A 17,884-nucleotide genomic window follows, 5' to 3' on the forward strand; every position below is an offset into this window, starting at 1 on the left:
CTTAAGTAAGGAGAGGCTTTTTTTATGTTTTTTTACTCATGATCTGTATACCTCTAACTTCAGGATGAAGTCTTTCAAAATCTAATTGATATGTAAAAACCTTCGTAAAACCCATATTTTCATAAAACCTCTTGGCTTGAGGCTTTTCAACCATCGCTTCTAGCCAGATATTATCTAGTCCATTGGCTTTGGCAACTTGTTCGACGTAAGCCATCAATTCTTTTGCAACACCTTTGCCATGTACTGAGGCATCTAGGTAGAGTCTATGAAGCTTCATGGCATTGGGGATTTCTATCTCCCTGGGAGAAAAAGGGAAGTCATATTTTAAAATCCCAACGGTTCTACTTTCATGTTCCACAAAAAAATAATGGCTTCTTTCCCTAGAAAGCTCCTTTTTCACATTTTCAGGATTATAACATAACTCTAAATACCAATCTCCTCCATCTATCCAAAAATCTTCATATGCATTTTTATAAACTCTTTCCATTAAGCTAAAGAGCTTTGGTTGATCTTCTGGGTGTATGGGGATTAATGAAAGTTTTGAATTAATAACAATCATGGAAATTGAATCAAAGCGTAAGATAGAAACAATAAAAAACCACAGCCATATTTGACTGTGGTTTTCAATATGAAAATCGTTAAATCTTACTTTCTTGAAATAGCTTTCTTAGCAGCTTTGACGATATTTTCGGCATTCAGGCCATACTTTTCTAACAATTGAGCGGGAGTTCCAGATTCTCCGAAACTATCATTCACACCAACATACTCAAGAGGTGCTGGATAATTTCTTGTTAGCGTTTGAGCGACACTGTCTCCCAAACCACCATTAATTTGATGCTCTTCAGCAGAAACTGCACATCCCGTTTTTTTGACTGATTCCAAGATTGCTTCCTCATCCAAAGGCTTAATAGTATGGATATTGATCACTTCAGCGTGAATTCCTTCTTCTCGAAGCATAGCTTCAGCAACAACCGCTTCCCATACAAGATGACCCGTGGCGAAAATGGTGACATCCTTCCCGTCGATCATTTTCCATGCTTTACCAATTTCAAATTTCTGATCAGCAGGAGTGAAGATTGGCCAACTTGGTCTTCCAAATCTCAAATAAACTGGCCCCTCGTACTCAGCAATTGCTAAAGTAGCAGCCTTCGTCTGATTGTAATCGCAAGGATTGATTACTGTCATATTTGGAAGCATCTTCATCATTCCCAAATCTTCCAAAATCTGGTGCGTAGCTCCATCTTCTCCTAAGGTCAAACCAGCATGGGAAGCACAGATCTTGACATTTTTTTCTGAGTAAGCGACGGATTGGCGAATTTGGTCATAAACTCTTCCTGTTGCAAAATTTGCAAAAGTTCCTGCAAAAGGGATTTTGCCACCTAAAGCCAAACCAGCAGAAAGTCCGATCATGTTTGCCTCTGCGATACCTGTCTGGAAGAATCGATCTGGGAATTCCTTTTGAAAAGCTCCCATTTTTAAAGATCCTATCAAATCAGCACAAAGTCCAACCACATTTGGGTTCTTTCTTCCTGCCTCTAAAAACCCATCTCCAAAGCCGGAACGAGTATCTTTTTTTTCTGTATATGTAAATTTTAAGTCTAAGCTCATCTTTTGATTTTTTTGGGATTGGGATTAATAGTCACCTAGCGTTTCTTCAAGTTGGGACAATGCATTCTCAAGCTGCTCATCATTTGGAGGCGAACCGTGCCACTTATGTGTACCCACCATGAAGTCTACTCCAAATCCCATCTCTGTGTGAAGTAGATTCATCACGGGCTTACCTTCACGGGTTAGATTTTTTGCTTTCTCCAAACCGATAAGAACAGATTCCATATCGTTTCCATTTGGAGTTTCCATTACTTCCCATCCAAAAGCCTCAAATTTATCCCTCAGGCTTTTCAAGTCCATTATTTTGTTGGTTGGGCCATCGATCTGCTGTCCGTTATAATCCACAGTTGCGATCAGATTATCAACTCCGTAATGCGCAGCATACATCGCTGCTTCCCAAACTTGCCCCTCTTGGAGTTCACCATCTCCCATCATCACATAGACTAGTTTGTCGTCACCATCAATTTTCTTTGCTTGCGCAGCTCCTAAAGCTACGGAAAGGCCTTGGCCCAATGAGCCTGAAGCCACACGTACACCAGGAAGGTGCTCTTCAGTAGCCGGGTGACCTTGAAGCCTAGAATTCAACTTTCTAAATGTTTTTAATTCTTCTACAGGGAAATATCCACTTCTCGCCAAAACGGAGTACCAGCCCGCTGATAGGTGTCCATTTGAAAGGAAGAAAATATCTTCTCCTTTCCCATCCATTTTAAAATCTGGATTATGTCTTAACTGGTTAAAATATAATGCTACAAAGAATTCAGCACAGCCTAGTGGTGCACCTGGATGGCCAGATTGAACGGCATGTACCATTCTTAACACATCTCTTCTGAGCTGGGTAGCAATTTTTTGGAGTTCTTCTACTGATTTTTTTTCCATTAGGTAGGTTTATTTTAAGATTTGAGCGGTATGATCCTTTGTTTTAACTTTTTCAATGATTTCAGCAATCTTCCCTTCTTCATCGATAATAAAAGTGGTACGGGCTGTTCCCATATACTTTCTTCCATACATGGATTTTTCCACCCAGGTCCCATAGGCTTCATGTACTTTTTTATCTGGATCTGCGATCAATGAAAATGGTAGAGATTGCTTTTCAATAAACTTTTGATGTGATTTTTCAGCATCTGAACTGATTCCCAAAACCACATATCCGGCTTTTTGAAGTGCTTCGTAATTATCTCTCAAGTTACATGCTTGTGCAGTGCAACCCGGAGTATTGTCTTTTGGATAAAAGTAGAGAACCACTTTCTTACCACGGTAATCAGAAAGTTTGATGGTTTCACCTGTTTCAATTTTCGCTTCAAAATCTGGAGCCATTTGGCCAACTTCTAATTTCATGTCTTTTCTTTTGGAATAAATAATTTGTTTATAAAGTCCCTTTCCACTCAGCCACATTGCCTGCTTGGTCAGTTACCTTAAGGACAATAGATCCTTTTATTGGTTCCCCATTTTGAGTTTCTGACCATATAAGTGATTGTTTATGTTCATAGCGCATCAATAGCCATTTGCCATTGACATTTGCCTCAAAACTAGCGATGCCTGAAGAATTATCTCTTATTGTAAACCTCAATCCAGAGGAGTTTATCCGTACTGGAGTTATGCTTGGTTTGTCATCGTCTGTGGCCAAAACAAAAGTACCAAAATTTCTGGTTTTAAAACGGATAGATTCGCCTTCCCATCTGCCCCCAACAAAAGACTTCCTTCCACTAGAGGATTCTTGGAAAACAAAAACCTTTTCTTTATTTCCAGAATAGCCTGGAAGATTCCAAGTGATATCCATATCACTCCATAGATATTCTGAAGGTTCATTTATTTCAAGAAGAGGGGAGGAGGAACTTCCCGAATGATTAACCCTTAGGTATAGATCTTCTAATAAGGATCTGTCATGAAATCTAATCTTTACATTTTCATTTGCAAAGAGATGTTCCGTATCAACGGGGATTTTGGCATTTATTCCTACAATTACTACCTCAGAACAAACATCAATCTCTTCGGGAATTCCAAAATTCATATCCCATAGGTACGTTCTGCTTTGTGAATTTTGGTATGCAGGAAGCATTTCAAAAGTGTTTGCTCCTACGTAAAATTTAGCTAAACCACCATCGGGTGAAATTGGAGCTTTTACTTTCAAAATATGACCCTCATAAGAAACAGTAGCCCTGGTAGGGGCCGGGCCGTCGTTGACATTATGCTCTAAATCTTGCCCTTGTAGAGGAATGGAGATCTTTCGTGAATTTCCATAAGCATCAGTTAACGATAGCAGATAGGTTTTTTTTACGCCGGGGTCCAATTCAAAATGACCTGTATTTGGTGCTTTAGGATCGAAATAGTCAAATTTCAAATCTTCTTGTACATACAGTTTTGTAAATCTGTTTCTGTAGGTGTGTAGTAAAAATTGACGGGTATAATTGAAATCAACCTTATCCACGACCAATGAAAAAACCTTGCTTGAATCATCTGATAGTTCAAAGGTTGGAAAACCATTTCTATTGCTTGCCCCATCTAGTCGATCAAAACTCTGAATTTCAAGACCAACTTGACCTGTGATCTGAACAGTAGACGGAAGCGTGTAAGACCCCCTGGAATAGACGGGAGTGACTTCTAATCGCTCAAATTTTCCATTTACCCTTGAGTCAATATTAAGAGGTACTATCGCGATTTTTTGAGGGGTGGGAGGTGTGTTATCCACGATTTCGGGAAATCCAAATAGGAGGGGATCCATCGCCCGCTCCAGACTATCCCGAATTTCAAAATGCAGATGCGGGCCGCCTGAACCGCCAGTATTTCCACTATCTGCGATTCTTTCTCCTTTTTTTACAGGTAATTCTCCAGGTTCCGGATAGACCTCTAATTCATTGACTTGTGCTTCATACATTTTATTTCGCATGAACTCGGTCAATTGATTATTGAAGTTTCTCAAATGTCCATAAACCGTGATTTTGCCATTGGGGTGCCTGAGGTAAATGACATTGCCATATCCAAATGAAGAGACTTTGATCCTATAAACCCAACCATCAGCAGCTGCCACAATTGGTTCTCCTTCCTGACCACCAGTTTTGAAATCCAACCCGGTATGAAAGTGATTAGGTCGTAATTCAGCAAAGTTTCCTGATAAATAATTTCTTATTCCAGGTTTGATTGGTGAAATAAAATAATCCCTGTCAACTTCTTGTGAAAAAGAAGAAAGGCAAAAATTTAAAAGTAAGAGAATAATGGGAATTGATTTATTTAACTTCAAAATCAAGCAGTTTTTTTGTCCCAATGAATCCTTCTAATCGATCTCCAATCTGCACTGGTCCAACTCCAGCTGGTGTTCCTGTATAGATCAAATCACCTTTCTTTAACATAAAAAATTTAGTGACATATTCGATGATGGTTCCAAAGTCAAAAAGCAACAAACTGGTGTTTCCTTTCTGTCGAATTTCTCCATTTATTTCCAGATGAAAATCGATGTTGTTCAGGTCTTCAAACTCAGAAACCGGGAGGAAATTTCCTATCGGAGCTGAACCGTTAAATGCTTTTGAAATTTCCCAGGGAAGCCCTTTGGCTTTACATTGATCTTGCAAGTCCCTTGCGGTAAAATCAATACCAAAACCAATTTCATCAAAATAACGGTGAGCAAACTTCTTTTCAACGTACTTTGCTTCCTTGTTGATTTTCAAAACCAACTCAGCTTCGTGATGGATATTTTTTGAAAACTCAGGATAATAGAAAGGAGCTCCCTTTTTTAAAATAGCAGTCTCAGGTTTTAAAAATACAACCGGATTTGTAGGCTTTTCATTTTTGAGTTCCTCAATATGCGCCACATAGTTACGACCAATGCAAATTATCTTCATGATTACCTATTAATCTACTGCTTGGAAAACCATTAAAACAGCTCCATTATCATCCAACAAAGTAAGTTGATTCTCTCCAATTTGATACGTTTTTGTAGCAGTAATTGCTTTGAGAATTTCATTTTCTACGCTCATGTCAATGCAGGCCATTTTAGTACTTGCACCAGGACCAAATTCAATATTCGTTGAATCAATTGACTGAATCTTACCTCTTACTGTATTACATCCCATATCCCCAAAAAAGGACATCTCACTAGCATTGAATTCAAAAATCAATGTCTCATTAGATTTCTTATTTATTGGGTTTTCAATTTCTCCGACTTTCAATAATTTCCAAGTATTGGTTATCCTTAAATTCTCGTCCATTTCTTTACTCATTATTTCCACTAATTGATAAACTTTAGAGGATGCATCGGCTGGAACTGGGGTGCTTCTATCTGAGACTTTGACTTTAATTTGATAAATGTAACCAGGCTCATAATCGAACCCTTGAATCTGATCATAGAAAAATTGCCAGTTGCCTTCTTCCAAGGTTTTGGCTTTTTGAATCTGTAAACAACTCATCGGACCTACACCAACGCAGTCTTTTTTTGAGGAATTTATCCACCAGGTTTCTATGTCCGTCCCTTCCTTTTCACAGCTCATTACACTCAAAATAATAACGATTAAAGACAAATAGATTTTCATTCGAATTCTTTTTTTGAAATGGTATCAAATAATGCCTCTGCCCATGTTTTATAAACCAATCCACTTGGATGGAGCTGGTCCTCAACAATCATTTCCGGTTCTCCACCAATAATTCGATAATCTGTGGTGATGTCAATGAATGTGACTCCATATTTTTCACAAATTGCTTCCTTAGCCTGATTAAATGCCGTAATTTCTTCTGCTACCTTAGCAGAATTTTTGCCATTTTGAGACGCAAAAGGAGTTACTCCCCAATCGGGAATTGAAATAACGACCACATGATCTGGTAAATTGCCAGCAAATCCAATCGCACGAAGCAGCATTTTCTCAAAATCTACTTCATACTTGCTTAATGATCCTCCTCTGTATTGGTCATTGACACCAATCAATAAGGTGACCAGGTCGTATGGATCATCTACAAGCGCTGCGTTGTTAATCCCTTCTTCTAATTCATCAACAGTCCAACCCGTTTTTGCAATGATTCTTGGGTTGTCCCATTTGACATCGCTAGACTTATTTAATAGTGCTACCAATTGATTGGGATATCTCTTACTTTCTTCTACTCCCTCACCGATGGTATAGCTATCTCCCAAAGCCAAATAGGTCAGGTTATAATTTTCATCCATTTCATTTTCAGTTCCAGTTTCTTTCTTCGTTTCTTGGCAAGCGACAAGACAAAGAATTGCAAATAATAGTAATGAAGTTTTCATTATGTTATTAAGATTCAAAAACAGACTCCATTAGTGTAAAAGTACCTGCATCAGCATCCATTTTTACTTTGGCGCCCACAGGAATGATAAACTGCTTCGAAATATGACCGATCATCGCTCCAGAATACGCCGGAATCCCCAAAGGTAAAATATAATCATCCAGCACCTGATCCAAAGTAAGGGATCCATAACCACCGCCAGGTTCACAGTCAGAACATTGACCAAAAATAAACCCTTTGATCTGATCTAAGGTGCCATTGAGTTTTAACGTACTCATCATTCGATCCATTCGATAGGGATCTTCTCCTACATCTTCGATAAATAAAATTGCGTCCTTGAAATCCGGATAGTAAGGACTTCCTGAGATAGCAGTCAAAACAGTCAGGTTCCCACCGAGAATTTTACCTTCTGCCATGCCACTTGTCAGGGTTTGAATTCGGTTAGATTTCACTACCAGATCATCACTTTCGGGGTGGATATTTTCATAGGTTACCCGCTCATGATCAAAGAAAAGTTTCTGAAACTGCTCCACATTGAAGCTATTCCAACTTCCAGAACCCATGGGACCATGGAAAGTGATCATTCCTGTTTGTGCCTGAATGGCACAGTGCAAGGCAGTGATGTCAGAATAGCCAAGCAGCGGTTTAGGGTTTTTAGAAATTTGCTTGTAGTCGATAAGGGGTAAAATTCTAGCAGCACCGGATCCCCCACGAATGCTGACAATCGCTTTCACCTCTGGATCAGCAAACATGTCATTCAGATCTCCGGCTCTTTCTTGATCTGTTCCAGCCAAATGACCTCTTCTGTTTTGGGCATTTGCTCCCATTTTCACCCGAAATCCCAAAGCTTCTAACGCTTCTTTTGCAAAGGTAAACTGCATTCGATCTGCAGAGGCAGAAGAAGGACTAACGAGTCCCACGGCATCACCTTTTTTAAGCGCTTGTGGTTTTAAAGTTTTGGCAAATTCTTCTTTCCCTGGAAAGGTAAATGAAAGTGCCGCGGCCGAACTGGCCATTAAGCCAAGAGATTTTAAGAAATCGCGTTTTTGCATTCGATTGGTTTATTTTCGAAATGTGAAAATAAGCTTTTTTATCGCTTGACTAAAGAGGAAAGGGACAATTGGTCGTTTCTTATTGTTACCGATTTTAAAAAAACAATCTAAGGCTTTATGCCTACAAAAAATGGGATGCAATACCATGACTAAATCAAGTCATTTCGATGGGTGGGGGTATTAACTTGAAGAAAATGAAAAAAGCCCGATTTAGTAAAAATCGGGCTTAAAGATAAACGATTCTGCTATTTTACTTTTTCTTCCCAAAAACTACTCCGATTGGTGTAAATAACTCTTCGCTTTCTGCGATGTTAATTCCATCCTCTGAGTTTCTTGTTCTGGCAGCTTCAGATGGAGTAGGAAGCTCATAACGCTCACCTACAGTTGCTGCACCATAACCAAGATCTCTCACAGATCCAGCAGTAATTCTGCTCAATGGGTTATCTACACCACCATTTAAGAAACCGGTCATTAATTCATTAAACAAAGCATCCTCATCCCAATGGCCAAAAGAAGTTCCTTGACGAATAAATGGAGTTCCATCAGGTCTGAAAAACACGCCTTCTACTGGTAGTAAACCTTCACCGCCTTCAGTTTTCCAGAACAAATTACCCCTATTGCCTAAATAATCCGGATTAAATATCTGTTCAATAGTAGAAAGGTTGATTAAATTTTCTACATCAAATCCAAAATCTCCAAGTCTCCAAAGTGTACCAATTCCCAAGACGTGGCCCATTTCATGAAGAATCACATTCTCAAATTGACCCTGCTCTTCCAATCTATCCAAGTCAGCTACATCAAATTCCATTATTCCTGCTAAACTTGTAAAACCCTCGGTCGATTCGAATTCAGCTCTAATCCATGTCGGACCAGCTCTCCCTAAAATTCTTCCTGGACCATCGATCTCTCTCAGGTTAACTTCTATGACTAAATCATCCAGCACTCCTTCGGAAGGTACAACATCTGGTTGACCTGGATAGAAAGATGGAATAGTTACTCCTGTCAGATCTGCTTCATCTTTAATAATGATTCTTTCCCAACGTTCTACTGCTGATTCAAAAACTTCTCTTTGTCTTTCTGTTGGTTCAACTACAAATTTCAAATCAATATTGAATCGGACACGATCAGAAGGAATTCCTCTGCTTTGTGCATTAGTTGCTTCTCCTTCTGCGGAGGCTTCCAAAAATGTTCCTTCTAGTTGAAGTAGGTTGGGATTTAATTTCGATAGCGCTTTATCGGTCACTACGTTGGTCAGGTCCGAAGTATCAGGCTCATCCTCTACCGTGGAACAGGCAGAAAACAAAAGCCCGCCGAACAAGGCCAAAATTAAACTTAACTGCGGGAAGCTAAATTTCCATTTAAATTGTTTCATAAAATTTTGTTGATTAAAAGGTTGTTAAAAATAATTTGATAAACTAAATAACAAGTAATAAGGACGTAAGAAAAATGTCCTTTATAAACTGCATTTAATATAAGAATAAATAACATTATTCTCATTTAAATGTTTTTTTTAAAAAAAATCTAACAAATTTTCCTCTTGAGGACTATCCTAATCAGGGTATTAATTACATCTTTTTTCTACTTTCCTCACATAGGCAAATTTTTGATAAAACGAAAAACTTAAAAAGAACTATTGTTTTATTACTTGGGCTGATCTATCTTACCTGAGTAATTAATTTTTAACCCTTAAAATCAATTTTTGTTATGGAAAACAAAGTATCTATCGATATTCCAGCTGCAGATCTCCAGGCCATCAAAGATGCAGTCGCTGTATTAGTGAAATAATATTGATTTTAGCTCAAAGCGTATTTTGTATTTACTTTTTTTCATGGATTTTAAAATAAAAATTAAAAGATTTCCTTCCTGTCGGTAGGCTAGCTTTCTTACCTATAGCGGATCGAGATGACTCGAAATCTTCTTGACAGCGCCTGCAATTATGCTTTTTGACTGGGGCTTGTAAATCAGTATCTTTCACCAAACTTAAAAGTTCAAAAACTCTTTAGCTTGGTGTACTACGTTTGCTTCTTCACCCAATCGCTCATTAATGATTAAATTCTTTAGAAAAATCCGACAAAGTTTCCTGACTGAAAATAAAATCAGCAAGTATTTACTCTATGCGATTGGTGAAATTGTTCTTGTCGTAATCGGGATATTAATTGCCCTTCAGGTAAATAATCTGAATGAACTTGATAAGAAAAGGGAATCAGAGCTTCTTTATTTAAATGCCCTTCATGATGAATTCTCTAACAATCTCAAAGAGGTAGAACGAGTCATGAGCACAAATGAGACAAATTTGAAAGCGGCTCATGCACTTTTAAGTATCATGGGAACAGATAATCCAGCTATTACTGAAAAAATGTTTGATTCATTAATGTATCGGACAATTTTAGCAGAAATTCAGTATCGCCCTAGTCCTGGTACGCTCATAGAGTTAATCAATTCAGGTAATTTGGGTGTCATTTCGAATAGAGAATTGCGATTAAAACTCGCCTCTTGGGATGGCGTGCTTGCCAGTGTCTTGTTTCAGGAAGAGGAGCATTCCAAGCCCCGTTACAATCTGATTGATTTATTAAATAAATGGGGCAATGGAAGAAAGTCATTCATTAATGGTTTGGGAAATAGACTAGATATGCCAAATAGTAATTTCAAGGCCTCGAGCATTGTGCTATTGAATAATCTGGAATTTGATAATCAATTAACCTTGTTTTATGCCACGGGAATTTTCTTGAATTCAAGCTATTACACTCCCCTCAAAAACAATATAATAGATACACTTAAGATAATTGAAGGCGAACTTGATCAACGAATGGATTGAGAATAGGTGTCGTAAATTCAATCCCCGAGGAAGAAAAAGGAAGAATGCCCCCCACTAAGCGGAGATTATTTCTCCACTTTTTTTCATGAGTCATAAAAGGAAAATGTAAGAGATTTCCTTCCTGCTGGCAGGCACGCTCTCTCGCTTACGGCGGATCGAAATGACTTGAAAACTGGTAATTTTGGATGACTTGAGACTTTGTATTCCTTTCTGACTGTTAAAAAATATCCTGAAAACTGATAAATGTCATTCATAAGGCTTGGGTGACTAGCTAGTTTTATAGATATGATTTAGAATTTGTTTCCTACCTCTAAAATCTAATCCGATGAAGTTGTTCAAAAATATCTTAATGATTCTGTTTATTTCCCTGGCATTTGCCTGCTCGAAGGAGGATGAGGAAGAGATACTTGTCAAAGAAGGTCCTTTCAAAATAAGTGAATTGGCAGGAAATTGGGACGCCACAAAAGCTCAATATAGTGTAAGCTCGATCTCCGTAGATGTAGTGGAAAATGGAGGTACGGTCACCATGTCCGTTCAAACGAATGGCCGATTTACATTAACCATTGATCCTGTTGACCGGGACGCCTATACTGTCAGTGGAGAAATGTTCTGGGAAGAGTGGCAACAAACTTATCACTTTGCGATAAGATGGGATAAATCCTCGGAAGTTTATGAAACGTATGGGCACACCTATGATGGAGGAACATTTTCCCTGAATGGGGGAGAAGGTAGCGGAGAATATGACTTTAACAATGACGGGGATTTTGAAAAATGCTCGGTCCATTTCTTTTTTAGCCGATCCTAAGGTTTGTGTGAAATGATGCCTGAAAAGTGAATCAATAAGAACATCTATTTTTTCTATGAAATCTCAATGGCTACAAAAGGAAGAGATTTCCTTCCTGCCGGCAGGCAAGCTCTCTCCGTTCGAAATGACTTGAAAACTGGTGATTTCTTTGGTTTTAGACCTTATTCATTGACTCGGAATTAGCTTTTAAAAAACACCCCAAGGTTTAATCCTTGGGGTGTTTTTTGGAGATATTGTGACCAATTATTTTAATGGTTTATTGGCTTCCTGCATTGACCAATTCCCAGAACTCCTCGCGATTATTTGAGCGTGGAAACTCCTCATTTGGCACTGGCACATCGAGGAATTTACAAAGTGGTTCCCATCCATCTTTCACCTGAAAAATAAGCAACTGATCTGCTGGAATGGTTTCCCTTACTGCCTTTCCATGAGCGATAAAGCCTTTCATTAATCCATCCCGATCCAGTCCCTCCGGGAATCCAGTGTTAGAAATTACTTCAGTTCCCATTTTTAACCACTCTTGTATTTTCTCCGGAGCCTTATCTTTTCCTTGAAGCAGTTTATAGATGGTTGAACCGAAACTATCCGCCCAACTTTCAGGGCTTCGCTCAGTCAGGATAAATTTTGCAGTTGGGTACTCTTTGATTAATTCCCGAAAAAAAGCTGCTGTAGGCCAATCAACAGTACTGTTAAAGCCATCGTAAATAGCATTCCAGTCTGGATTTCCTTTTGAAGCTTCTAACCAGAGTGGAACCTGAACATCCATATTTTTCAGAACCTCTTCCATATGGTGGCACGGACCAAACCCAAGTTGGTTTAAAGCCATTCTAAGTGAGTACGTACCCGTACGTCCCACGCCAACTCCAATAATCTTAAGTGACATAAAATTTCTTTTAATGAGTAATAAAAAGTTTTAGCTGAAAAAGATACTAATAATAAATGTCATACCAAGGGTTATTGCGGGAGCCTTTATATTCATTTCGGTTTTAAAAAAGGAAACCTTCGAGGTTAGGAAAAATCTCAAAGGTTATCTATACTGTGACTGTTCACCCCACAGTTAAAACAATGGGCTACGAAATGACATTCCCAACCTCCAACTTCCCAAATCTGACATCACAACATATCCCTTATTTGCACCATGACCTTTTCCATCTCCCTGCGGACTTCGGAAGCTTTGTAGGGATAGTTGGAGTTCATAAAAGCAAAACAGTATAGTTTCCCGCTTTTACCTTTGATAAGTCCCACTAAACTATAGTTGTTGCTCATGGTGCCTGTCTTGGCAAAAATATAAGGAGTCTGAGCCTGATAGCTGTTTTTTATAGTTCCAGAGACCCCACCCGTAGGTAGGATTTCATAAAGTTCCTGATCGGGTATCATCCGATAAATTTTTTCAAAAAGTGCCACCATCGAACGAGGTGTCATGAGATTATGGCGACTCAGTCCGCTTCCATCTACCCATTGCGGCTGATCAGGTAGATCAAACAAATAGGTTTTGAGCATGTACTCAATAGCTCTCTCGGTATCCAACCGCTGGAAAAGACGATCTGAGACCATAAGCATCAGTTGTTCGGCCAAGAAATTGTCGCTTTCCAGCATCATTTCTTTTAGAATGGGAGTGAGGGGAGCTCCGCGCCATTCCTGATGGATTCTTGGCAAGCTGTCTGGTTGATAAATCCAGTCTTTTCCGGTGGCCTCCGCTGCTAGTTCAATGAATAACTCTGGACTGGTGATAAAGGGGATGTATTCTTCTGAACCCCGGAAATTATTGGGATTGTAAAAGAATCTATTCGAATGGAAATCTCGTTCTAGTTCTCGAATAGATCGATTTGTAGTAGAGACTGCCGACTGGAATCGGGCAGGGGTTACAAGGGGGCTATTTCCGGACTTTTTTACCTGAACCAGATTCCCATAAATCGGAAGGGAGGTTCGCTCGGCGGAATAGTCATAGTAATAATCGTCCCACTGCCAACCATATCCAAAGGCAGGAGCATCCTGGTTGGCATCTGAGAAAACAACCACCTGATATGGAGCAAGGAGTTTTTGAATGTCGGGTTGGAATAATTCTTTGTATTTCCAGCTGGGATCCCCAGCTCCCCATATGCGAATGGTATCTCCATTAGTGACATAACGAATCGTTTGCGTGGAGTCGTTGAGAATGACCAGACTTGAAAAAAGGGTAAATAGCTTGGTGGTAGAAGCAGGAATAAAGCGCTGTTCGCTGTTTCGTTCATAGATCACTAATTGCTTGTCTAGATCATAGAGTTCGAAGCCAGAGAGGTGCTTTGCAAAAAAGCTTTGGTCACCCACCATCTGTTCCAGTTTTTCATATTGATCCCGGTTGAGTTGGGCAAAAGAAGAACTATTAAGTAGTCCTAAAAAAACGATGAGTATGAAAGAGATTTTAGTCAACGACAATTTGATCATTTCTTAAAGCTGCATAAAACAAACCCAACCAACCCAAGATAAAAAATACGCCTCCCAAAGGAGTCACGGCTCCCCACCAAGTGATTCCAGTCAAAGATAGGATATATAGGGAGCCAGGGAAAATGACGATTCCGCCGATCATACACAAGGCACTAAAATGAAGGCTTTTCCATTTGGTACGAACGAGCATGATAAGACCAATCAGGGTCAAAGCAAGGGTATGATAAAAATGATATTTCACGGCTGTTTCAAAGGTTTCTGTTCTCCCGTTGGCAGTCAAAACTTCCTCTAGTCCATGAGCGCCAAATGCGCCAAGACCTACCGCTAAAGCTCCGGAAAGTCCTGCGATCATGATGATTTGTCTTCCGTTCATGTTTATGGTTTTCAATTTTTATTCAAAATGTGGTTTGTTGTCCAATATTTAATAGTCAACAAATTGTAATCGTCTTTGTCCTCCTGCAAATTTGATTGCTTTCCGAAAATAGAATTGGGGCAGGAGGGATGGTTTTTTATTTTTTTACCCGGGGTTGAAACCCCTGGCTATAAATATTTCATACCTAGGCATGATTTTTATATCAGATTTTTTTATTAAATATCTAACATCTCAAATCCTATATCAAACATCCGACATCCGACATCCCTCAGCCTCTGCTTCCGAAGATCGCAGACCCGACTCGTACCATTGTGCTTCCTTCTTCTTGTGCGATCAGATAATCTCCACTCATTCCCATGGAAAGTTCTTTCATCTGTACGAATGCTGGTAGGGTTTCTTTTTTCAGGCTTTCAAAAAGATTCTTCAGACTTCTGAACTCCTTTCTGACTTGATCTTCATCCTCCGTAAAAGTAGCCATACCCATCAATCCCTGGATACTGACATGCGTGAGGGTCATAAAACCCGGGTCTTGAAACATCTCCTGGAGCTCTTCGGTATCAAATCCAAATTTACTTTCTTCTTCAGCTATATGGATCTGAAGCAAAACAGGTATGACACGATTGATTTTCTTTCCTTGCTTATTTATTTCCTTGAGTAATTTGAAAGAATCCACTCCATGAATCAAATGGACAAAGGGAGCTATGTATTTCACCTTATTGCTCTGGAGATGACCTATCATATGCCAATGCGTATCATCAGGCATTTCGGGCTGTTTTGCTTGGATCTCCTGTACTTTATTTTCTCCGAAATCCCGAACGCCCCATCGATAGGCGTCTTTTAGATCGGAAAGCGGCTTGGTTTTGCTTACCGCTACTAAGAGACAGTCTGGATTAATAAAAGTTTTTTTTACTGCTTCTAGATTGGCTTTAATGTCCATTTTCTATTTTTATACTTTACTTTTTCACTAATAGGCCTAAAACAAAGATATGGCGATCATCAGTACTTTGCTAAAAAGTGGAATAAGACTGCGTGAAAGTTTGGAACAGGAGTATTCTATGCCCCTGGAACTTCAACGTGCTACTCTCAAGAAATTATTAATTAAAGCAAGCCGCACCGCCATAGCAGAAAAGTATGATTTCTCATTCATTTTGAGAGGGTTCAAACTCAACAACCACGAATTTTACAAACGATACAAAGCTCAAGTTCCTATTTATGATTACAATAAAATACATGCCGAATGGTGGTATTTATTGCAGGAAGGAAAGCGGAATGTTACATGGCCAGGCAAAGTCCGATATTTTGCATTGAGTAGTGGAACATCTGGTACCTCTTCCAAATACATTCCGATCACGATTGATATGGTGAAAGCAATCCGGAAAACTGGAGTTCGACAGATATTATCGCTATCTAAATATGATCTCCCGGACTCTCTTTTCACCAAAGGTATTCTGATGCTTGGAGGAAGTACAGATCTCGAATTTAATGGCACCTATTTTTCTGGAGATCTCAGCGGGATTACTGCTGGAAGATTACCGATTTGGTTTCAGCGATTTTACAAGCCGGGAAAGAAAATCTCCAGAAATAAAAACTGGGGAGAAAAACTGGATCAGATTGTCAAAAAAGCACCCCATTGGGATATTGGAATTATAGTAGGAGTTCCTGCCTGGTTACAAATACTTATTGAGAAAATAATTGAGAAATACCAAGTCAAGAACATCCATGAGATTTGGCCGAACCTTCAGATTTTTGTCCATGGCGGAGTATCCTTTGAGCCTTACAAAAAAGGTTTTGAGAAACTTTTAGGAAAGCCTTTAATCTATATTGAAACATATCTTGCCTCTGAGGGTTTTCTGGCTTTTCAGGCTTTACCTGATCGTAAGTCGATGCGTTTGGTTTTGAATAATGGAATCTTTTACGAGTTTGTTCCATTTACAGATGACAACTTCGATGAGGAGGGAAATATCCGGGACCATGCGATCAATTTAAAGATCGATGAAGTAGAAGAAGGTGTAGATTATGCACTTTTGATCAGTACTTGTGCCGGAGCTTGGCGTTATCTCATTGGAGATGTGATAAAGTTTGTGTCCAAAGAAGAAAGTGAAATAGTTATTACAGGGAGAACCAAGCATTATTTGAGCCTTTGTGGAGAGCATTTGTCAGTAGATAATATGAATAAGGCGATTGAGTTTGTATCAGAAGAGTTGAATATCACAATCCGTGAATTTACTGTCATTGGGGTTCCTCACAAAAATCTGTTTGCCCACCATTGGTTTGTGGGAACCAATGACCAGGTAGATCCAAATGATTTGAAGGAGTCATTGGATGCTCATTTGAAAGCTCTGAATGATGATTATACGGTGGAACGACTCCATGCCTTGAAAGAGGTGAAAGTAAATGTAGTGCCTTCTTCGTTGTTTTATGAATGGATGAAACTACAGGGAAAAGAAGGCGGTCAAAATAAATTCCCGAGGGTATTAAAGGGTGAGAAGACCACTTCTTGGTTAGAATTTGTACAATCAAAAAATAAGATTTGATGAACCCGGCATTACTCGAAGGTTTGAGTATGGGGCTTTTGCTTTCCGCCCTAGTGGGTCCAGTTTTTTTTACCTTAATCCAAAGCAGTCTCAGTCAAGGATTTCGCTATGCAGCGATACTTGCCTTTGGGATTTTAGTCAGTGATAGTATCTATGTGATTATTACTTTTTCAGGAGTTAAGCTTCTGGCTGATCTTAGCTACTTTGAACTGGTACTGGGTTATGTTGGGGGATTGATTTTGATAGGATTTGGGATTAGCTCTCTAATGAAAAAAAGGGTGTTGAGACCTAATTCCGGAGGTATGAATATTTCCAGATTCAAAAAAAGATCAGCCTTTATCAAGGGATTTAGTATTAATGGCATCAATCCCTTTGTGCTTTTATTTTGGATTTCGATAGCAAGTATCGTTCAGATGAAAGATACGTTTGGCACTACAGAAGTCTGGCTTTATTACCTAGGCATTTTGGGAACTGTATTTAGTATCGATATATTGAAAGCGTTTATTGCAAAGCAGCTTTCACATTTGGTAACTCCCAAAATGATGGGATGGCTAAATAAAGCAGTAGGCCTGATCATGATTGGTTTTGGTGTCAGAATGTTGATTCTTACCTATCTCAATTAATTCAAGCCGTTAAGTACATTCATAAGTTTCTCACGGACCTCAGAAGCGAATTTGCCTATTTCAGGATTATTTACAACTCCCATTGCTGTAGAAGGGTCCATTACCGAGACATCATATTTACCAGGTTCAATTTCCCTGATGACAACATTACAAGGAAGAAGAGTTGCTATCTGAGGGTCAATTTGTAATACTTTGTCAGCAAAAACCGGATTACAAGCTCCTAATATCACAAAGGGTTCATAATCCTTATCCAGCTTTTTCTTCATAGTTGCCTGGATATCTATCTCAGTTAACACTCCGAAACCTTCTTTCTTTAATAGTTCCTCCACTCGATTTCTTACGGTTTGAAGTGAATCTGAGGTTAATTGTTTTGATTGAAAATAGCTCATGTTTTTATTGTTTAATGCTCTAACTTACGTAT

General features: G+C 39.1%; 19 protein-coding genes. 4 read left to right on the forward strand and 15 right to left on the reverse strand.

Annotated elements, in window-relative coordinates; all coding sequences use genetic code 11:
* Nucleotides 1–22: 22 nt before the first annotated feature.
* From AAGF08_RS15940 to AAGF08_RS15985, 10 genes are all read right to left on the reverse strand, one after another.
* The gene (locus tag AAGF08_RS15940) at nucleotides 23–487 is read right to left on the reverse strand and encodes a GNAT family N-acetyltransferase (protein ID WP_343512292.1); all 465 of its coding nucleotides are present in this window, start codon (nucleotides 485–487) and stop codon (nucleotides 23–25) included.
* A 158-nt stretch (nucleotides 488–645) separates the two neighbouring features.
* Entirely contained in the window at nucleotides 646–1,608 is a 963-nt protein-coding gene (locus tag AAGF08_RS15945; RefSeq protein WP_343512294.1) for a transketolase family protein, read from the reverse strand.
* Nucleotides 1,609–1,632: 24 nt separating this feature from the next.
* Entirely contained in the window at nucleotides 1,633–2,484 is an 852-nt protein-coding gene (locus AAGF08_RS15950) for a transketolase (protein WP_343512295.1), read from the reverse strand.
* Between the two features lie 9 nt (nucleotides 2,485–2,493).
* Nucleotides 2,494–2,943, reverse strand: coding sequence for a thioredoxin-dependent thiol peroxidase (bcp, locus tag AAGF08_RS15955; protein ID WP_343512296.1), 450 nt, complete (start codon nucleotides 2,941–2,943; stop codon nucleotides 2,494–2,496).
* 28 nt (nucleotides 2,944–2,971) lie between these two features.
* Nucleotides 2,972–4,843 carry a M23 family metallopeptidase gene (locus AAGF08_RS15960; protein WP_343512298.1) on the reverse strand — a complete coding sequence of 624 codons (1,872 nt, stop codon included), beginning with the start codon at nucleotides 4,841–4,843 and terminating at the stop codon, nucleotides 2,972–2,974.
* Nucleotides 4,830–5,441, reverse strand: a complete 612-nt coding sequence (locus tag AAGF08_RS15965; RefSeq protein ID WP_343512300.1) for a fumarylacetoacetate hydrolase family protein — start codon at nucleotides 5,439–5,441, stop codon at nucleotides 4,830–4,832. The genes AAGF08_RS15960 and AAGF08_RS15965 overlap by 14 nt, the downstream gene beginning before the upstream one ends.
* Before the next feature lie 9 nt (nucleotides 5,442–5,450).
* Entirely contained in the window at nucleotides 5,451–6,128 is a 678-nt protein-coding gene (locus AAGF08_RS15970) for a DUF4377 domain-containing protein (RefSeq protein ID WP_343512301.1), read from the reverse strand.
* Nucleotides 6,125–6,838 (reverse strand): SGNH/GDSL hydrolase family protein, encoded by a 714-nt coding sequence (locus tag AAGF08_RS15975; protein WP_343512302.1) that lies wholly within the window; start codon nucleotides 6,836–6,838, stop codon nucleotides 6,125–6,127. Before AAGF08_RS15975 ends, AAGF08_RS15970 begins: the two co-directional genes overlap by 4 nt.
* A gap of 7 nt (nucleotides 6,839–6,845) precedes the next feature.
* Nucleotides 6,846–7,889, reverse strand: coding sequence for an LD-carboxypeptidase (locus tag AAGF08_RS15980; RefSeq protein WP_343512304.1), 1,044 nt, complete (start codon nucleotides 7,887–7,889; stop codon nucleotides 6,846–6,848).
* A gap of 250 nt (nucleotides 7,890–8,139) precedes the next feature.
* A complete protein-coding gene (locus AAGF08_RS15985; RefSeq protein WP_343512305.1) occupies nucleotides 8,140–9,261 on the reverse strand; it encodes a hypothetical protein in 1,122 nt (373 codons plus the stop codon).
* Between the two features lie 672 nt (nucleotides 9,262–9,933).
* Here AAGF08_RS15985 and AAGF08_RS15990 point away from each other — a divergent pair.
* Together AAGF08_RS15990 and AAGF08_RS15995 are read left to right on the forward strand one after the other, a co-directional pair.
* Nucleotides 9,934–10,704: a DUF6090 family protein gene (locus tag AAGF08_RS15990; RefSeq protein ID WP_343512306.1), complete on the forward strand. Its 771-nt coding sequence runs from the start codon at nucleotides 9,934–9,936 to the stop codon at nucleotides 10,702–10,704.
* A 325-nt stretch (nucleotides 10,705–11,029) separates the two neighbouring features.
* On the forward strand, nucleotides 11,030–11,509 hold the full coding sequence (locus AAGF08_RS15995) for a hypothetical protein (protein WP_343512307.1): 480 nt from the start codon (nucleotides 11,030–11,032) through the stop codon (nucleotides 11,507–11,509).
* Between the two features lie 256 nt (nucleotides 11,510–11,765).
* Here the strand turns inward: AAGF08_RS15995 and AAGF08_RS16000 are convergent, their stop codons facing one another.
* From AAGF08_RS16000 to AAGF08_RS16015, 4 genes are all read right to left on the reverse strand, one after another.
* On the reverse strand, nucleotides 11,766–12,392 hold the full coding sequence (locus AAGF08_RS16000) for a sulfotransferase family protein (RefSeq protein WP_343512308.1): 627 nt from the start codon (nucleotides 12,390–12,392) through the stop codon (nucleotides 11,766–11,768).
* Between the two features lie 230 nt (nucleotides 12,393–12,622).
* Nucleotides 12,623–13,933 carry a D-alanyl-D-alanine carboxypeptidase gene (locus tag AAGF08_RS16005; RefSeq protein ID WP_343512309.1) on the reverse strand — a complete coding sequence of 437 codons (1,311 nt, stop codon included), beginning with the start codon at nucleotides 13,931–13,933 and terminating at the stop codon, nucleotides 12,623–12,625.
* Complete coding sequence (locus AAGF08_RS16010; protein WP_343512310.1) at nucleotides 13,911–14,306, reverse strand: DUF423 domain-containing protein; 396 nt, start codon at nucleotides 14,304–14,306, stop codon at nucleotides 13,911–13,913. Before AAGF08_RS16010 ends, AAGF08_RS16005 begins: the two co-directional genes overlap by 23 nt.
* A gap of 268 nt (nucleotides 14,307–14,574) precedes the next feature.
* Entirely contained in the window at nucleotides 14,575–15,243 is a 669-nt protein-coding gene (locus AAGF08_RS16015; protein WP_343512311.1) for a YggS family pyridoxal phosphate-dependent enzyme, read from the reverse strand.
* A gap of 49 nt (nucleotides 15,244–15,292) precedes the next feature.
* On the opposite strand from AAGF08_RS16015, the gene AAGF08_RS16020 reads away from it, so the two are divergent.
* Nucleotides 15,293–16,840: a GH3 auxin-responsive promoter family protein gene (locus tag AAGF08_RS16020; RefSeq protein WP_343512313.1), complete on the forward strand. Its 1,548-nt coding sequence runs from the start codon at nucleotides 15,293–15,295 to the stop codon at nucleotides 16,838–16,840.
* A complete protein-coding gene (locus AAGF08_RS16025) occupies nucleotides 16,840–17,463 on the forward strand; it encodes a LysE family transporter (RefSeq protein ID WP_343512315.1) in 624 nt (207 codons plus the stop codon). The genes AAGF08_RS16020 and AAGF08_RS16025 overlap by 1 nt, the downstream gene beginning before the upstream one ends.
* Here the strand turns inward: AAGF08_RS16025 and AAGF08_RS16030 are convergent.
* The gene (locus AAGF08_RS16030) at nucleotides 17,460–17,852 is read right to left on the reverse strand and encodes a DUF302 domain-containing protein (protein WP_343512316.1); all 393 of its coding nucleotides are present in this window, start codon (nucleotides 17,850–17,852) and stop codon (nucleotides 17,460–17,462) included. The genes AAGF08_RS16025 and AAGF08_RS16030 overlap by 4 nt on opposite strands.
* Between the last annotated feature and the right edge of the window lie 32 nt (nucleotides 17,853–17,884).

Source organism: Algoriphagus sp. SE2, assembly GCF_039563885.1.
GTDB lineage: Bacteria > Bacteroidota > Bacteroidia > Cytophagales > Cyclobacteriaceae > Algoriphagus.

Excerpts from the sequence above, each read along its gene's own strand:
- AAGF08_RS15940 (WP_343512292.1), bottom strand. The coding sequence starts at position 487 with ATGGAAAGAGTTTATAAAAATGCATATGAAGATTTTTGGATAGATGGA.
- AAGF08_RS15945 (WP_343512294.1), bottom strand. The coding sequence starts at position 1,608 with ATGAGCTTAGACTTAAAATTTACATATACAGAAAAAAAAGATACTCGT.
- AAGF08_RS15950 (WP_343512295.1), bottom strand. The coding sequence starts at position 2,484 with ATGGAAAAAAAATCAGTAGAAGAACTCCAAAAAATTGCTACCCAGCTC.
- bcp (WP_343512296.1), bottom strand. The coding sequence starts at position 2,943 with ATGAAATTAGAAGTTGGCCAAATGGCTCCAGATTTTGAAGCGAAAATT.
- AAGF08_RS15965 (WP_343512300.1), bottom strand. The coding sequence starts at position 5,441 with ATGAAGATAATTTGCATTGGTCGTAACTATGTGGCGCATATTGAGGAA.
- AAGF08_RS15970 (WP_343512301.1), bottom strand. The coding sequence starts at position 6,128 with ATGAAAATCTATTTGTCTTTAATCGTTATTATTTTGAGTGTAATGAGC.
- AAGF08_RS15975 (WP_343512302.1), bottom strand. The coding sequence starts at position 6,838 with ATGAAAACTTCATTACTATTATTTGCAATTCTTTGTCTTGTCGCTTGC.
- AAGF08_RS15980 (WP_343512304.1), bottom strand. The coding sequence starts at position 7,889 with ATGCAAAAACGCGATTTCTTAAAATCTCTTGGCTTAATGGCCAGTTCG.
- AAGF08_RS15985 (WP_343512305.1), bottom strand. The coding sequence starts at position 9,261 with ATGAAACAATTTAAATGGAAATTTAGCTTCCCGCAGTTAAGTTTAATT.
- AAGF08_RS15990 (WP_343512306.1), top strand. The coding sequence starts at position 9,934 with ATGATTAAATTCTTTAGAAAAATCCGACAAAGTTTCCTGACTGAAAAT.
- AAGF08_RS15995 (WP_343512307.1), top strand. The coding sequence starts at position 11,030 with ATGAAGTTGTTCAAAAATATCTTAATGATTCTGTTTATTTCCCTGGCA.
- AAGF08_RS16000 (WP_343512308.1), bottom strand. The coding sequence starts at position 12,392 with ATGTCACTTAAGATTATTGGAGTTGGCGTGGGACGTACGGGTACGTAC.
- AAGF08_RS16005 (WP_343512309.1), bottom strand. The coding sequence starts at position 13,933 with ATGATCAAATTGTCGTTGACTAAAATCTCTTTCATACTCATCGTTTTT.
- AAGF08_RS16010 (WP_343512310.1), bottom strand. The coding sequence starts at position 14,306 with ATGAACGGAAGACAAATCATCATGATCGCAGGACTTTCCGGAGCTTTA.
- AAGF08_RS16015 (WP_343512311.1), bottom strand. The coding sequence starts at position 15,243 with ATGGACATTAAAGCCAATCTAGAAGCAGTAAAAAAAACTTTTATTAAT.
- AAGF08_RS16020 (WP_343512313.1), top strand. The coding sequence starts at position 15,293 with ATGGCGATCATCAGTACTTTGCTAAAAAGTGGAATAAGACTGCGTGAA.
- AAGF08_RS16025 (WP_343512315.1), top strand. The coding sequence starts at position 16,840 with ATGAACCCGGCATTACTCGAAGGTTTGAGTATGGGGCTTTTGCTTTCC.
- AAGF08_RS16030 (WP_343512316.1), bottom strand. The coding sequence starts at position 17,852 with ATGAGCTATTTTCAATCAAAACAATTAACCTCAGATTCACTTCAAACC.